The sequence below is a fragment of the Bacillus sp. SIMBA_005 genome (genome assembly GCF_046535585.1).
In the GTDB taxonomy this organism is placed as follows: domain Bacteria; phylum Bacillota; class Bacilli; order Bacillales; family Bacillaceae; genus Bacillus; species Bacillus pumilus.
The window spans coordinates 482,060-496,789 of sequence record NZ_JAWRWI010000002.1 but is presented as its reverse complement, the minus strand read 5'-3'; the positions used below and the strand labels follow the sequence as shown (position 1 = coordinate 496,789).

The 14,730-nt window shown below is 40.8% G+C and carries 16 protein-coding genes; 13 read left to right on the top strand and 3 right to left on the bottom strand.

Annotated features, from left to right (window positions below):
- Positions 1–191: 191 nt before the first annotated feature.
- The 7 genes from mnmE to SB660_RS05105 all read left to right on the top strand — a co-directional run bounded on the left by mnmE (position 192) and on the right by SB660_RS05105 (position 7,976).
- Complete coding sequence (gene mnmE / locus SB660_RS05135) at positions 192–1,571, top strand: tRNA uridine-5-carboxymethylaminomethyl(34) synthesis GTPase MnmE (RefSeq protein ID WP_044139031.1); 1,380 nt, start codon at positions 192–194, stop codon at positions 1,569–1,571.
- Between the two features lie 17 nt (positions 1,572–1,588).
- Entirely contained in the window at positions 1,589–3,475 is a 1,887-nt protein-coding gene (gene mnmG / locus SB660_RS05130; RefSeq protein ID WP_410581632.1) for a tRNA uridine-5-carboxymethylaminomethyl(34) synthesis enzyme MnmG, read from the top strand.
- A 13-nt stretch (positions 3,476–3,488) separates the two neighbouring features.
- Positions 3,489–4,208: a 16S rRNA (guanine(527)-N(7))-methyltransferase RsmG gene (gene rsmG, locus SB660_RS05125; RefSeq protein ID WP_003215161.1), complete on the top strand. Its 720-nt coding sequence runs from the start codon at positions 3,489–3,491 to the stop codon at positions 4,206–4,208.
- Between the two features lie 105 nt (positions 4,209–4,313).
- The gene (gene noc, locus SB660_RS05120) at positions 4,314–5,189 is read left to right on the top strand and encodes a nucleoid occlusion protein (RefSeq protein ID WP_003214896.1); all 876 of its coding nucleotides are present in this window, start codon (positions 4,314–4,316) and stop codon (positions 5,187–5,189) included.
- Positions 5,190–5,307: 118 nt separating this feature from the next.
- Entirely contained in the window at positions 5,308–6,132 is an 825-nt protein-coding gene (locus tag SB660_RS05115; RefSeq protein ID WP_410581629.1) for an orthopoxovirus pf05708 family protein, read from the top strand.
- Positions 6,133–6,367: 235 nt separating this feature from the next.
- Positions 6,368–7,129: a sporulation initiation inhibitor protein Soj gene (gene soj / locus SB660_RS05110; protein ID WP_034620351.1), complete on the top strand. Its 762-nt coding sequence runs from the start codon at positions 6,368–6,370 to the stop codon at positions 7,127–7,129.
- Positions 7,122–7,976, top strand: a complete 855-nt coding sequence (locus SB660_RS05105; RefSeq protein ID WP_180309741.1) for a ParB/RepB/Spo0J family partition protein — start codon at positions 7,122–7,124, stop codon at positions 7,974–7,976. Before soj ends, SB660_RS05105 begins: the two co-directional genes overlap by 8 nt.
- A 25-nt stretch (positions 7,977–8,001) precedes the next feature.
- Here SB660_RS05105 and yyaC read toward each other — a convergent pair whose 3' ends face one another.
- Positions 8,002–8,628: a spore protease YyaC gene (gene yyaC / locus SB660_RS05100; RefSeq protein WP_034660655.1), complete on the bottom strand. Its 627-nt coding sequence runs from the start codon at positions 8,626–8,628 to the stop codon at positions 8,002–8,004.
- A gap of 72 nt (positions 8,629–8,700) precedes the next feature.
- Between yyaC and SB660_RS05095 the strand changes: the two genes are divergently transcribed.
- Entirely contained in the window at positions 8,701–9,756 is a 1,056-nt protein-coding gene (locus SB660_RS05095) for a YkvI family membrane protein (RefSeq protein WP_410581626.1), read from the top strand.
- Between the two features lie 25 nt (positions 9,757–9,781).
- On the opposite strand, the gene SB660_RS05090 is transcribed toward SB660_RS05095, so the two are convergent.
- Positions 9,782–10,192, bottom strand: coding sequence for a hypothetical protein (locus SB660_RS05090; RefSeq protein WP_339164659.1), 411 nt, complete (start codon positions 10,190–10,192; stop codon positions 9,782–9,784).
- Between the two features lie 15 nt (positions 10,193–10,207).
- A complete protein-coding gene (locus SB660_RS05085; protein ID WP_410581624.1) occupies positions 10,208–11,527 on the bottom strand; it encodes a hydrolase in 1,320 nt (439 codons plus the stop codon).
- A gap of 294 nt (positions 11,528–11,821) precedes the next feature.
- Between SB660_RS05085 and SB660_RS05080 the strand changes: the two genes are divergently transcribed.
- The 5 genes from SB660_RS05080 (at position 11,822) to rpsR (ending at position 14,607) form a co-directional block, all read left to right on the top strand.
- A complete protein-coding gene (locus tag SB660_RS05080) occupies positions 11,822–12,028 on the top strand; it encodes a DUF951 domain-containing protein (protein WP_012011910.1) in 207 nt (68 codons plus the stop codon).
- A gap of 216 nt (positions 12,029–12,244) precedes the next feature.
- Entirely contained in the window at positions 12,245–13,345 is a 1,101-nt protein-coding gene (gene ychF / locus SB660_RS05075) for a redox-regulated ATPase YchF (protein WP_061410195.1), read from the top strand.
- A 108-nt stretch (positions 13,346–13,453) separates the two neighbouring features.
- A complete protein-coding gene (gene rpsF / locus SB660_RS05070; protein ID WP_003215073.1) occupies positions 13,454–13,741 on the top strand; it encodes a 30S ribosomal protein S6 in 288 nt (95 codons plus the stop codon).
- 36 nt (positions 13,742–13,777) lie between these two features.
- Positions 13,778–14,323: a single-stranded DNA-binding protein SsbA gene (ssbA, locus tag SB660_RS05065; protein WP_003215157.1), complete on the top strand. Its 546-nt coding sequence runs from the start codon at positions 13,778–13,780 to the stop codon at positions 14,321–14,323.
- A 44-nt stretch (positions 14,324–14,367) separates the two neighbouring features.
- A complete protein-coding gene (gene rpsR, locus SB660_RS05060; protein ID WP_008347556.1) occupies positions 14,368–14,607 on the top strand; it encodes a 30S ribosomal protein S18 in 240 nt (79 codons plus the stop codon).
- Positions 14,608–14,730: the final 123 nt, after the last annotated feature.

Sequence of the window (14,730 nt, the reverse complement as noted above, 5' to 3'; positions counted from 1 at the left end):
ATGTGGATAAGTTAAGTGTTAAAATAGATAGGATGCAAAGCTGTGGATAATTAGATAGAGGATACTTTCACTTCGCTTTCATTTATGGTATCTTTAAATTTTGGATTAAGCGTTTTTGATATAGAGATGGACAACGTCCATTTAATAGATAAAAGACTGTCAATTAAAGTAGAGAAAGAGGTGATTGAGCGATGGATACAATTGCAGCCATTTCGACACCGATGGGTGAAGGAGCAATTGCGATTATTCGTTTAAGTGGGCCTGAGGCGGTACAGATCGCTGATCGGATGTATAAAGGGCCTAAGGAGAAAAAACTTGTATCAGTGGATTCTCATACCATTCATTATGGTCATATCGTGGATGCAAGGACTGATCAAGTAATAGAAGAGGTCATGGTGTCAGTACTTCGAGCGCCAAAAACATTTACGAGAGAAGACGTTATTGAGATTAACTGCCATGGCGGAATTGTAACGGTCAATAAAGTATTGCAGCTTGCTTTAAGAGAAGGAGCAAGATTAGCGGAGCCAGGTGAGTTCACAAAGCGTGCTTTCTTAAATGGAAGAATAGATCTATCGCAAGCAGAGGCTGTCATGGACTTGATTCGGGCAAAGACGGATCGAGCGATGAATGTAGCAATTACTCAAATGGAGGGACGTCTCTCCGGTTTGGTTCAGCGACTGCGCGGCGAGATCCTAGAAACACTGGCGCATATTGAAGTCAATATTGACTACCCTGAGTATGACGATGTGGAAGAAATGACACACCGCGTCTTAGTGGAAAAAGCGACATCGGTCAAAAAAGAAATTGAGTCGCTTCTCTCGACTTCCCAGCAAGGGAAAATCCTTCGAGAGGGCTTATCCACTGTCATTATAGGAAGGCCGAATGTTGGCAAGTCTTCCTTGCTGAATAGCCTTGTACAGGAAACAAAGGCCATTGTCACAGATATTCCTGGAACTACGAGAGATGTTATTGAGGAATATGTGAATGTAAGAGGTGTACCTCTCCGTCTAGTCGATACTGCGGGTATACGTGAGACAGAGGACATTGTTGAGCGTATAGGGGTTGAACGATCTAGACAGGTCTTAAAAGAAGCTGACCTGATTTTACTTGTGCTCAATTATAGCGAAGAATTATCAGAAGAAGATATTAAGCTTTTTGAGGCTGTCTCAGGTATGGATATCATCGTGATTGTGAATAAGACAGACCTTGAGCCTAAGCTTGATGTAGAAAAGGTCAAGCAGTTAGCAAAGGATCGTCCGGTGGTCACTACATCATTATTACAAGAAAAGGGCATTGATGAGCTTGAAATGGCGATTCAATCTTTGTTCTTCACTGGATCAATTGAAAGTGGAGATTTAACGTATGTAAGTAATACAAGGCATATTGCCTTACTTCAGGCAGCAAAACAATCAATTGAGGATGCTCTTGAAGGAATTGAAATGGACGTACCAATCGACATTGTTCAAATAGATTTAACACGCTGCTGGGAACAGCTCGGTGAAATTATAGGAGATGCTGTTCATGAAAGCTTGATTGATCAGTTATTCTCTCAATTCTGTTTAGGAAAGTAAAGGGAGGAACATAAGAAATGGGTTATGAAGCTGGCAATTATGACGTCATCGTCGTGGGTGCCGGTCATGCTGGGGTTGAGGCTGCTCTTGCTTCTGCAAGACAGGGCGCTAAAACACTTGTATTGACTATCAACCTCGATATGGTTGCTTTTATGCCATGTAATCCGTCCGTAGGCGGTCCTGCAAAAGGGATTGTCGTTAGAGAAATTGATGCATTGGGCGGAGAAATGGCACGAAATATAGATAAGACGCATATTCAAATGCGCATGCTGAATACGGGGAAAGGACCTGCTGTTCGTGCTTTAAGAGCGCAAGCAGACAAGTTCCAATATCAGCATGAAATGAAAAAAACAATGGAAAATGAACCGAACCTGACAATGCTTCAAGGTATGGTGGATCATTTAATTGTAGAAGATGATGAATGTAAAGGTGTCGTTACACAAACAGGGGCTAACTATCGTGCGAAGTCTGTTGTATTAACGACTGGGACTTTCTTAAAAGGCCGCATTATTTTAGGGGATCTATCGTATTCAAGTGGTCCTAATAATCAGCAGCCATCCATCAAATTATCGGATCACCTAGCAGAGTTAGGATTCGATTTGGTTCGCTTTAAAACAGGAACACCTCCTCGAGTGAATAGTCACTCGATTGACTATAGTAAAACAGAAATTCAATCAGGTGATGACGTTCCGCGGGCGTTCTCCTATGAAACGGTTGAATATATAACAGACCAACTGCCATGCTGGTTAACATATACGAGTTTAGAAACACATCAAATTATTGATGAGAATCTTCACCGTTCTCCAATGTATTCAGGTATGATTAAAGGAACTGGTCCTAGATACTGTCCTTCCATTGAAGATAAAGTGGTTCGTTTCAATGACAAACCGAGACATCAAATTTTCTTAGAGCCAGAAGGTCGTAATACGCAGGAAGTGTATGTTCAAGGATTATCTACAAGTCTTCCAGAGGATGTACAGCAGCGCATGCTTTCTACCATCCCAGGGCTCGAAAATGTACAAATGATGAGAGCGGGTTATGCCATTGAGTATGATGCAATTGTGCCTACTCAGTTGTGGCCTACACTCGAGACGAAGAAAATTTCTGGATTATATACAGCTGGCCAAATTAATGGTACGTCTGGCTACGAGGAAGCAGCAGGTCAAGGAATTATGGCAGGTATTAATGCAGGAAGAAAAGCATTGGGTAAAGAAGAAGTCATTTTAAGCCGATCTGATGCATATATCGGTGTTCTCATTGATGATCTTGTCACAAAGGGAACAAATGAACCTTACCGTCTTTTAACATCCCGTGCAGAATATCGTTTGCTTCTTCGTCATGACAATGCGGATTTAAGATTAACTGAACTTGGCTATCATATTGGATTAATATCTCAAGAAAGATTCCAAGCATTCCAGCAGAAAAAAGAAGCCATTGAAGCAGAGAAAAAACGTCTATATTCAGTCATCATCAAACCTACAGCTGAGACACAAGAATTTATTCGTTCACTTGGTGGAAGTGAGCTGAAGGACGGTATTCGTGCAAGTGATTTAATGAAGCGTCCAGAAATGAACTATGAATCAGTTGTGAAGTTAGCTCCTGCTGAAACACCGCTTCCTTCTGATGTGTGTGAGCAGGTAGAGATTCAAATTAAATACGAAGGTTATATCGAAAAGTCACTCCAACAAGTTGAAAAGCTGAAAAAGATGGAGAACAAAAAGATTCCTGATCGTATTGATTATGATGCAATCAAAGGAATTGCAACTGAAGCGAAACAAAAACTGAAAGAAGTCCGACCGCTTTCTGTTGCACAGGCTTCTCGTATTTCAGGCGTTAACCCTGCTGATATTTCTATCCTTTTAGTATATTTAGAGCAGGGACGTATTGCGAAGATAGCAGAATAGAAAGGATGTCGGCATGAACATTGAACAATTTACAGCAGCACTAGAGGAGAAAGGGATGACTCTTTCTCCTGTGCAGCTTGAACAATTTGAAACTTACTTCCGCATGCTTGTAGAATGGAACGAGAAAATGAATTTGACGTCCATTACTGAAAAGGAAGAAGTGTATTTAAAGCATTTTTATGATTCCATTTCTGCATCATTTTTCATTGATTTTCACAAAGTGACGACGATTTGCGATATTGGAGCTGGTGCTGGTTTCCCAAGCATTCCTCTTAAAATTTGCTTCCCTCATCTACATGTGACCATTGTTGATTCTCTTCAGAAACGAATTACGTTTCTTAATGAGTTAGCAAAAGGGTTAAACTTACAAGATACTACTTTTTATCATGATCGTGCGGAGACGTTTGGACAACGTAAGGAAAAGCGTGAAAGCTATGATCTTGTCACTGCTAGAGCAGTTGCGCGTTTATCCGTCTTGAGCGAACTATGTCTACCCCTTGTAAAAAAGGAAGGGTTGTTTGTGGCATTAAAAGCATCTGCTGCTGATGAAGAAATGCAAGCAGGAAAGAAAGCCGTTACTGTCCTCGGAGGAGAGGTTGTTGAAAAGCATTCCTTTGTTCTTCCTTTAGAAGAAAGCGAACGGAACATCATTGTCATTGAAAAGAAAAAGCAAACACCAAAAAAATATCCTAGAAAACCAGGAACACCTAATAAATCACCAATAGAAGGTTGATCATGTAAAAGGTCGGTTTTTCTTCAATATTTAAGATTTTACAGAAGGAAAAAACATGAGAAAATAGAATTATAAAAAGGTAGTTTTTAAAGGTGGTGTAGGTTCATGAAGCATTCACTCTCACGCTTCTTCGGGCTTGGTGACAAAGAACATCCTGAGCGTGAAACCGAAATAGAGGCAGAGATTGCTGAGCATGATACATTAAAGGAAGAGATACAGGAGCTCCCGGTCGACACAATTATGCCAAACCGTTTTCAGCCACGCACCATTTTTTCAGAAGAAAAGATACATGAGCTGGCCACGACGATTCATACCCATGGCATTATTCAACCTATTGTTGTCAGACCGACAGAAGAAGAAGGAAAATATGAACTGATCGCCGGCGAAAGACGTTGGAGAGCGGTACAGACTCTTCATTGGGAGAAAATCCCCGCTATTATAAAAGATTTTACTGATACGGAAACGGCATCTGTGGCATTGATTGAAAATTTGCAAAGAGAAGAGCTGTCTGCTATTGAAGAGGCTCATGCCTATGCACGTCTTTTAGAGCTTCATGATTTAACACAGGAAGCGCTTGCTCAGCGTTTAGGTAAGGGACAATCAACTGTTGCAAACAAATTAAGACTTTTAAAGTTGCCTGAAGAGGTACAACAGGCCATTTTAGAGAAAAAAATCTCTGAAAGGCATGCACGTTCACTTGTACCCCTAAAGCTTCCAGAATTACAAATCGCGCTATTGCAGGAAATCATCGAAAAGCAGCTGAATGTAAAACAGACTGAAGAGCGTGTAGTGAAAATGCTTGAACAAAAAACAGATCGCAAACCGAAGCCAAAACGTAAGGCGTTTAGTCGTGATACACGAATTGCGATGAATACCATTCGTCAGTCTCTCCATATGGTAGAAGACAGCGGGCTTAAAATAAATACCGAGGAAGAGGAATTTGAGGAATATATCCAATTAACAATTCGCATTCCTAAATAGAAAAAAGCTGATGAGAGCCACTCGTCAGCTTTTTTTGTTGACTCTACATTATATTTACTTATTAATCATAAATTGGTAAAATGTGATTTTCATAGAAGAAAGGAGGTGACACAACTCGATGAAAATGAAAAAGATGAATTTTGTTATTATTTGTTATTTACTATTTTCTTTTTTTCTTTTTACAAATGAAACAACCACATTTGCTGTGAATTCGCCAACCGTTCCTGCAGAAGAAAGTCCACTGACCAAAAAAGAACTGAACGTCCTGAAGAAACAAGGTGCTGTTTCGAAAGAGATCACTTTAGATCAATTAAATCATGATCATGAGTCTCAGGGTGACACAATTGACTTGATTTCAGCTGGCGATCATTTGAAGGATTATGGCTTACAACAAAACAAGCAGGATGAGTTTGTGACGGATGAAAAGCCGCACACCATCAAGCGCCTTTTAGGAAAGCCGTATCCTGGTACCGATATTTTGCCTAAAAAAGGGGATATATTGGTGACAAACACTGATGCTTTGAAGGGAATCGTTGGACATGCAGGTATCGTCATTAATGAAAAAAGCTTTGCTTCTATTCCAGGGTTTCGACAGCATCCTCAGCTTGATTCCATTCTTAACTGGTTTCGCTATAATGCCAATACAAAGGTCATTCGTATTAATCAAGAAGACACAGCAGACCTGGCAGGAGAATGGGCGCGCGATTATGTGAAAGCTCATCCAAAGGCTCGATACTCCATCACCATGTCAATTCAATCGCTGGACCCGACTTATTGTTCAAAGATTGTGTGGCAGGCCTATGCTAAAACAGGCGATGCTGTAGGACATGCGACATTTACCATTAAGACCCCCTATGGATTCTTAAAAAAAAGAAGCTATAAAACGGTGACCCCTAAGATTATTGTGAACGAAGGGCGTACAATTGGCGGATTACAATTTTGACAAGTGCCCCTCACTTTTGATGGAAGTGAGGGTTTTTTATGCACATCTTTTTTGAAAAAAGATATATTGATATATTTTTTAATGCGTTTAGGTTCGTCTTTTCATGTACGAAAATAGACATTTGCTGACGAATATATAATGGAGAAACAAAAAAAGCAAACGTTTCATACTTTTTTTGATAGAATAGGAAGTATGAATGAATGAGAAACTTGTTAAGTTGAAAGTGGGTGACATCGTGGGAAAAATCATAGCGATTACCAACCAGAAGGGCGGCGTTGGGAAGACGACAACTTCTGTTAATTTGAGTGCGTGTTTAGCATACATAGGTAAACGAGTGTTGTTAGTTGATATTGATCCGCAGGGCAATGCCACGAGTGGTATTGGGATTGAGAAGGCCGACGTAGAGAAGTGCGTGTACGATATTTTAGTTGATGATGCAGATGTTCTTGATGTAATTAAGACGACAGAGGTCGAAAATCTTGATGTCATTCCTGCGACGATACAGCTTGCAGGGGCTGAAATAGAGCTTGTGCCTACGATTTCACGTGAAGTGAGATTGAAGAGAGCACTTGAATCTGTTAAGCAAAATTATGATTATATGATTATTGACTGCCCGCCATCACTCGGATTACTGACGATTAATGCGTTAACAGCATCAGATTCCGTTTTAATCCCGGTACAGTGCGAATATTATGCGCTTGAAGGATTGAGCCAATTGTTAAACACCGTTCGTCTCGTGCAGAAGCATTTAAATACGGATCTTGCCATTGAAGGTGTCTTGCTGACAATGCTTGATGCACGAACAAATCTTGGGATTCAAGTCATCGAAGAAGTGAAGAAATACTTTAGAGATAAAGTCTATCAGACCGTGATTCCGCGAAATGTGAGACTGAGTGAAGCGCCTAGTCATGGGAAACCGATTATCTTGTATGATCCACGTTCAAGAGGTGCAGATGTCTATTTAGACTTAGCAAAGGAAGTGGATGCGAATGGCTAAAGGTCTTGGAAAGGGTATTAATGCATTATTTAACACTGTAGACTCAAATGAAGAAACGGTTGAAGAAATCAAAATAAAGGAATTGCGTCCGAACCCATATCAGCCAAGGAAAACGTTTGATGAAGATGCATTGTCTGATCTCAAAGAATCCATTCAGCAGCACGGTGTTTTACAGCCCATCATTGTCCGTAAATCGATTAAAGGATATGACATTGTAGCAGGTGAACGTCGTTTCCGTGCAGCACAGCAAGCTGGTCTGACAACGATTCCTGCGATCGTCAGAGAATTTTCAGAAACGCTCATGAGAGAGATTGCCCTTTTAGAAAACCTGCAACGCGAGGATTTATCTCCATTGGAAGAAGCGGAAGCCTATGCTTCTTTGCTAGATCACCTAAGTGTGACGCAAGAGGAATTAGCGAAGCGATTAGGGAAGAGCAGACCGCATATTGCGAACCATCTCCGTCTTTTGACTTTACCGGATGAAGTACAAAAGCTGATTGCAGATGGAACGTTATCGATGGGGCATGGAAGAACATTGCTTAGCTTGAAAAATAAAAATAAGCTGGCGCCATTGGTAAAGAAAATCGTGGACGAGGGGTTAAACGTACGTCAGGTTGAGAAACTTGTTCAGCAGTTAAACGAAAATGTTCCACGTGAAACAAAGAAAAAAGAAGCACCAAAGGATCGAGTGTTGAAAGAAAGAGAGTCTTTCTTACAAAACTACTTTGGCACTTCAGTGACGATCAAGAAACAGAAGAAAAAAGGAAAAATAGAGATTGAATTTCTCTCCAACGAAGACTTAGAAAGAATCCTTGAATTGCTTTCTACGAGAGAAGCATCAGAGTGACCATCTTGATACGAGATGGTCTTTTTTATATTCTCCCAGTGATATTTTGAATAGGTGCGAAAAGAGAACGGTTTTTTTCTCTCGTCCAATCCATTTGATCAATATGAGATAGACTTTCAGAAAGTGTATTGGCCATAGACATGACAAGATGAAGGCGTGTGTTTTGAAGAACGAAGTATTCCATAAAGCCGCTCACATTGACGATCCCATTAATATGAATATCTCCTACCTCTGGCAGCTCCTTTTGTACACCCGCTCCAGGCTTTAACGGTCCATCTCCAATTTGGAAGGAGCCTACACTTTTCACTCTTCCTAAACAAGCATCAATCGCTACAATAAACGGATGTTTATGAGCTTGTTCAATTTCAGCGAGCTTTTCTTTTAAATTGACCGCATGAACTGGATCAGAGAGCGTTCCATATACATGAAGCTTTTTCAAATCAAGACCTGAAAGCTTTGTACCAACAAGTGGACCTAGTGAGTCGCCAGTTGAGCGGTCTGTTCCAATACAAACGATGGCAACGGGTCTTTTTCCTGCTTTCTGAAGATGCGAGAATAAAATACTTTTAAGCTGTTGAATGGCGTTTGTATCCGTATGGGACACGTATTCTTTCACCCTATTTCTAAAAAAAAGACCGTTCTTGCTATTCATAGGTCTCACTTCCTTGTCATAGTAGTTAGTAACAGTATACGGAAACAAGCTTAATTCTATACCTATGAGGTGATGATTGTGTGGAAGGCTGGTTCAAGGTGGACGCTTTTAATTTTAGGAAGCTTAATAGGAGCGGGGTATGCTTCCGGCCAAGAAATTTGGCAGTTTTTTGGCATTGATAGTGGACTAGCCATTCTACTGTTTACATTGATGTTCATGCTGTCTACCTATGTGGTGTTAAAAATCAGTTATGAGGTACGTGCCGATCACTTTGTGCCAGTGCTAGAGCGGCTTGTCGGTCCATGGCTGGCTAAAGTGTATGACGTTTTAATTGTCCTTTATTTATTCACGACAACGACAGTCATGATTGCCGGTGGCGGAGTGACGCTCGAGATGTATCATGTGCCATTTTGGGTGGGTATCGGTGCATTTTGTTTATTTTCATTTATGATTTTTTTCTGGGATGTGAAAGGGCTCTTATCTGTGAATGCCTTCATTATACCAATTTTGGTGGCGGGGCTCATCTATGCGTTTGTTTTTTATTATATGAACCATGATCATATGTGGCGGATCGATTTTGGGCAGCAGTATAATTGGCCTGCCAGCATTGTCTTTGCTTCTTTGAATATCTTATCTGTGGTCGCAGTGCTATCTTCGGTTGGAAAAGAAATGAAGGGCCTTGGCGAGGCCAAAGTGGCGAGTATATTAAGTGGCCTGATTTTTGGGGTCATCTCGTACGTGTATAACGAAATACTGGTTGATATTTCTGGGAGCCTATCAGCAGAAGGCATTCCTTTGTTTACAGTATTAGAAGGAGCGCCGACATCATTGTTTGTGTTTATGACTGTTGTCCTTTGTCTAGCCATTTATACGACGACAGCCGCAGGTTTATTTGGTTTATCGAGCCGAATGCTCTCTTTTGTACCATTGCCCCGCTGGCTGGTTGTTTTCGTAATGCTTCTATTGATGGCGCCTTTGACATCTCTTGGGTTTGCCGATTTAATTGCTTTCTTATATCCGATATATAGCTTGCTGAATCTTTATTTGCTTGTGTGTTTAATGCTATATCCGATTTTAAGTAAAAAGATATTTACTCGCCCTAAAAATTATATTGATAAAATAAAATAAGCACCTCTCTTTGTCAGAGCTGTGCTTATTTTATCCGAATAGAGTCAATGGCGTCTTTGATATCATCATAGACTGGCATTTGCTGGAGACGCTGAAGGCGTTCCTCTAATTCTGAAATGGCTTGTCCTTTTAAATGCTGGGAGATGTGTTGTTTGACAATGGTCGTCTGATTGATCATGTCTTCGGTTTTAGACAATTGATACTCCAAGTGCACACGAGTGTTTGCTAATTCGTCATGCAGCCGCATTTTGAGCAGCCGTTTTAGATCCTTTCGCTGTCCTTCTCTTCGTATGGCCTGAATTGCGGCTATTTCTTCTGGGGACTGCGTTTGTGTTTGTGGTGCCGATTGATTTTCAAATACAGACATGGATCGGCGGGCACTCACATTTTGCAAGAAACGCTGGGCGTCACTAGGAGGTTTATTTTGATTGATCATGCGGCGACTCCTTTCTTAATGAATACCCATTTGCATCGCAAGGCGCCTATCTGCCTTGGCGTAATCATCACCCATTGTGTACATATGTCTTGAAAGGGTAGAAAGTTCTTGTTCGTAATCTCTCAAGGTGTATAGGGCATTCAGTTGCTTTTCATGTGAATAAAAGGAGGAATGATGTTGTTCCATCCTGACTTCTTCTATCAGTGCTTCCACATCACTTGGACTTAATAAATCATAGTGGCCAAAGCCTACGAGTCCTTTGAGTTCTTGTTTTACATGCTGGACGGCGTCTTTTACACTTTCATCGATCCCATCGATTTTATCAAATATAGTGTGTACTTCATGTTCAATCACACTTTGGAGATCGTAGGATGAATTTTTCAGTAAATGGGATTTTATGATGATTTCCAGACCACTTTGTGCATATGCACGTCCAGAATGGATTTCTTGCAACAGCATAGCTGTAAAACTTGTATTATGATCAAGCTGTTCATCTAAAATTCGGGCAGATCCATCTTTGTGGAAGGAATACCCGTTTCCTTTTAAGCTCCCAGAAATAAGCGCTAAAAAAGCATTTGTATCAAAGGATTCGTTCCATTCTATATTCATAGACGCAAAAGCTGATTTTAAAAAGGTGTCAATTTCTCTTTGTTTATATTTAACAGGTTCTTGGACATTGCCTTGCTGCTGTGGCGGCATGGTGTACTTCACTTGACCAACTCCATGATCATGACGATTGAGTAAACCTACATAATGACTAGGTTGAATATATTCAGTCAAGATCCGTGTATATTGACCTTGCTGCGCTTTCTGCTGAATCGAAGGCGCCAGACTGCTCCATATATTGGGGCTATCAAAGGTGACGGCTTTTTTGACAGCTGACTGTTCTGTTGCAACATAAGCACAAACAGCACCGGCAAGGGCTTGTCCAGTGAGATAGATACCTGCATTGGGATGCTTCTGACTGACTTGCTCTATGTATTCCTTCCCTTTAAAAAAGACATGATCTCGATTGACATCAAGGGACTTCCTTTCAATGGGATAGGCATAATCCGTTTTAAGCAATGACTGTGCCGCGGTGTGTACATCTTGTGGCGAGGTCACCGGCATTTGCTTTGGCATCGGACAGTGAAAAGCGACGATGAACTCATCTGATTGTTCCGGCTGCATCGTTAAACCATATAATTGATGATCGACCTTGAGAAAATCATGGACAGTGAGCATTTGCTGACCTATTTCTATCGTATGGTGCTGCTGGTAATTATCTATGTTTCCAGCATGATCGGATATGATTTTATATTCTTTATCAGTTAATCTATCCTTTCGATTGACCATCGTACCTGCTCCCTCACATAACATTTATGCAGATATCATAAATCAAAAAATATGGAAAAACCACAGCGTTCTACCAATAAAAACCTTTTGACCTACAGTGTTTGTGACAATATTGAAAAAAAGCGGAGTTTAAGTAACTATTGGTCACAAATGAAATGATCTAAAAGAAGGGTTTTTTCTATAAAAAAGAAAAGGAGGAACGATTGAAAGAGGGCCTTTGTTTTGTGCATTGCTCTTCATCGCCGTTTTTTTGTACAATAGATTCAATGAAGTGAGCAAGAGAGGTGAAAGCTGATGGCAGACAAAGCGTTTGGGTTGCATGACGTCGTTGAAATGAAAAAACCCCATCCATGTGGTGTCAATCGGTGGAAAGTGATTCGGTTGGGCATGGATATTCGCATTAAATGTGAAGGCTGCGGGCATAGCGTCATGATCCCAAGAAGAGACTTTGAACGAAAAATGAAGAAAATTCTCGTCAAGCATGAGGAGCCAACTGCTTAAGTAGGCCTCATGCTTTTTTAATGAAATTCGTCTTTTGTATAGAAGAATTAGATGCAAATTCCCGTTTTAAAGCATTGATTTATTCTTTTTGGCAATGTTTCTTCTATTGATAATGCATAATGGTTAGCTTGTCTTTTCATGTAAACCTACTTATAATTGCTCTAGGTTCATATTACGCAGTATAACGAGCACGTTTGATATAGAGGAGATGAAAGAATGGCTTTAACAGCTGGTATTGTTGGCTTACCTAACGTCGGGAAGTCAACGCTATTTAATGCAATTACACAGGCTGGAGCGGAGTCTGCTAACTATCCGTTTTGTACCATTGATCCAAACGTTGGAATTGTAGAAGTTCCAGACGAACGTTTGCAAAAACTAACAGAATTGGTGCAGCCGAAAAAGACAGTTCCGACTGCTTTTGAATTCACTGATATTGCCGGTATTGTCAAAGGGGCTTCAAAAGGTGAAGGTTTAGGGAATAAATTCCTTTCTCACATTCGTCAAGTAGATGCGATCTGTCACGTGGTGAGAGCTTTTGCAGATGATAACATCACACACGTATCAGGTAAGGTTGACCCTGTGTCAGATATCGAAACCATTAATTTAGAGTTGATTTTGGCTGATTTAGAAACAGTTGAAAAACGTTTGGCTCGTGTCAGTAAGCTTGCAAAACAAAAGGATAAGGAAGCGGTAGCTGAATTTGATATTTTGTCGAAGCTAATGCACGCATTTGAAGCTGGGAAATCGGCAAGATCTGTAGAATTTACAGATGAGCAGCAGAAGCTTGTGAAACAGCTTCATTTACTCACATCTAAACCAGTTCTTTATGTAGCAAATGTGAGTGAGGATGAAGTAGCAGATCATGACGGCAACGAATATGTGCAGCAAATCCGTGAGTTTGCTTCTGGTGAAAATGCTGAAGTCATCGTTGTTTGTGCGAAGATCGAGTCTGAAATTGCAGAGCTTGAAGGAGAAGAGAAGCAGATGTTCCTTGAAGAGCTTGGTATCAAAGAGTCAGGTCTAGATCAGCTGATTCAAGCATCTTATTCACTTCTTGGTTTAGCTACTTATTTCACAGCAGGTGAGCAGGAAGTACGCGCTTGGACGTTTAAAAAGGGAATGAAGGCACCGGAATGTGCTGGAATCATTCATACGGACTTTGAACGTGGGTTTATTCGTGCTGAAACGGTTGCATATGAAGATTTACTTGCTGGTGGAAGTATGTCTGCTGCAAAAGAGGCTGGAAAAGTCCGTCTAGAAGGTAAAGAATATATAGTGAAAGATGGAGACGTCATTCATTTCCGTTTTAATGTATAGGTTCTTGTCATAGGCCAAGTAATTTGTTATAATATACAATTGTGAGTAATATAATTTATTGCTCCTTGCCCGTATAGGGCCGCTTAGACCAAAAGGAGGTGCAATCAGATGAGAAAGTACGAAGTTATGTACATCATCCGCCCAACAGTTGACGATGAGGCTAAAAAAGCAGTTATCGAGCGTTTCAATAACGTGTTAACTTCTAACGGTGCGGAGATCACTGGAACAAAGGATTGGGGTAAACGTCGTCTTGCATATGAAATCAACGATTTCCGTGAAGGCTTCTACCAAATCGTAAACGTTCAATCTGACGCTGCAGCAGTTCAAGAATTTGACCGCTTAGCTAAGATCAGTGACGATATCATTCGCCACATTGTTGTTAAAGAAGAAGTATAAATCATTGAAATATATATTTAAAGGTGGTCTTTCAATATGCTAAACCGTGTTGTATTGGTCGGAAGACTAACAAAAGACCCTGAGCTTCGCTACACGCCTAATGGTGCGGCTGTAGCCACGTTTACTCTAGCTGTGAATCGTACGTTTACGAATCAATCTGGAGAGCGTGAAGCCGATTTCATTAACTGTGTTACTTGGAGAAGACAAGCCGAGAACGTGGCTAATTTCTTGAAAAAAGGAAGTCTTGCCGGTGTAGACGGTCGTTTGCAGACAAGAAACTATGAAAATCAGCAAGGACAGCGTGTCTTCGTGACAGAGGTTCAAGCTGAAAGTGTTCAATTTCTTGAGCCTAAGAGCGGCGGTGCTGGTTCAGGTGGATACAGCGGCGGTGGTAATAGCGGAGGCCAGTATTATGGCGGTAGCCAAAACGATCAGAATCCATTTGGAAATGAACCAAGTCAAAATCCATATGGCAATCAAAGCAACCAACAAAATCGTAATCAGGGAAATAGCTTCAATGATGACCCATTTGCGAATGACGGTAAACCGATTGACATCTCCGATGATGATTTGCCATTCTAATTGATCTGATAAAACTAATGACTAAAGGAAAGGTGTGAAAACAAATGGCAGGTGGACGCAGAGGCGGTCGTGCGAAACGTCGTAAGGTATGTTTCTTTACTTCTAACGGTATCACGCACATCGATTACAAAGATGTTGATCTTCTTAGAAAGTTTGTTTCTGAGCGTGGTAAAATTTTACCTCGTCGTGTAACAGGAACTAGCGCTAAGTATCAACGTAAATTGACATTAGCGATTAAAAAATCACGTCAAATGGCATTACTTCCATACGTTACTGGTGAGTAAGTCGTTGACTTAAAAGCGGAGAGCCTCGAGCTCTCCGCTTTTTTTATTGTCTCAAGAAGATCTCATCCGAACTGACTAGAGCTGTTTTTGGCGGGCACCTTAGGGGAAGTATGTAAAAGAGAG

Bases quoted from the DNA above. Each gene is read 5' to 3' on its own strand.
- rpsR (WP_008347556.1), top strand. From the start codon at position 14,368: ATGGCAGGTGGACGCAGAGGCGGTCGTGCGAAACGTCGTAAGGTATGT.
- SB660_RS05080 (WP_012011910.1), top strand. From the start codon at position 11,822: ATGGCAGACAAAGCGTTTGGGTTGCATGACGTCGTTGAAATGAAAAAA.
- SB660_RS05115 (WP_410581629.1), top strand. From the start codon at position 5,308: ATGAAAATGAAAAAGATGAATTTTGTTATTATTTGTTATTTACTATTT.
- mnmG (WP_410581632.1), top strand. From the start codon at position 1,589: ATGGGTTATGAAGCTGGCAATTATGACGTCATCGTCGTGGGTGCCGGT.
- rsmG (WP_003215161.1), top strand. From the start codon at position 3,489: ATGAACATTGAACAATTTACAGCAGCACTAGAGGAGAAAGGGATGACT.
- ssbA (WP_003215157.1), top strand. From the start codon at position 13,778: ATGCTAAACCGTGTTGTATTGGTCGGAAGACTAACAAAAGACCCTGAG.
- SB660_RS05090 (WP_339164659.1), bottom strand. From the start codon at position 10,192: ATGATCAATCAAAATAAACCTCCTAGTGACGCCCAGCGTTTCTTGCAA.
- ychF (WP_061410195.1), top strand. From the start codon at position 12,245: ATGGCTTTAACAGCTGGTATTGTTGGCTTACCTAACGTCGGGAAGTCA.
- yyaC (WP_034660655.1), bottom strand. From the start codon at position 8,628: ATGAATAGCAAGAACGGTCTTTTTTTTAGAAATAGGGTGAAAGAATAC.
- rpsF (WP_003215073.1), top strand. From the start codon at position 13,454: ATGAGAAAGTACGAAGTTATGTACATCATCCGCCCAACAGTTGACGAT.
- mnmE (WP_044139031.1), top strand. From the start codon at position 192: ATGGATACAATTGCAGCCATTTCGACACCGATGGGTGAAGGAGCAATT.
- noc (WP_003214896.1), top strand. From the start codon at position 4,314: ATGAAGCATTCACTCTCACGCTTCTTCGGGCTTGGTGACAAAGAACAT.
- SB660_RS05095 (WP_410581626.1), top strand. From the start codon at position 8,701: ATGATTGTGTGGAAGGCTGGTTCAAGGTGGACGCTTTTAATTTTAGGA.
- SB660_RS05105 (WP_180309741.1), top strand. From the start codon at position 7,122: ATGGCTAAAGGTCTTGGAAAGGGTATTAATGCATTATTTAACACTGTA.
- SB660_RS05085 (WP_410581624.1), bottom strand. From the start codon at position 11,527: ATGGTCAATCGAAAGGATAGATTAACTGATAAAGAATATAAAATCATA.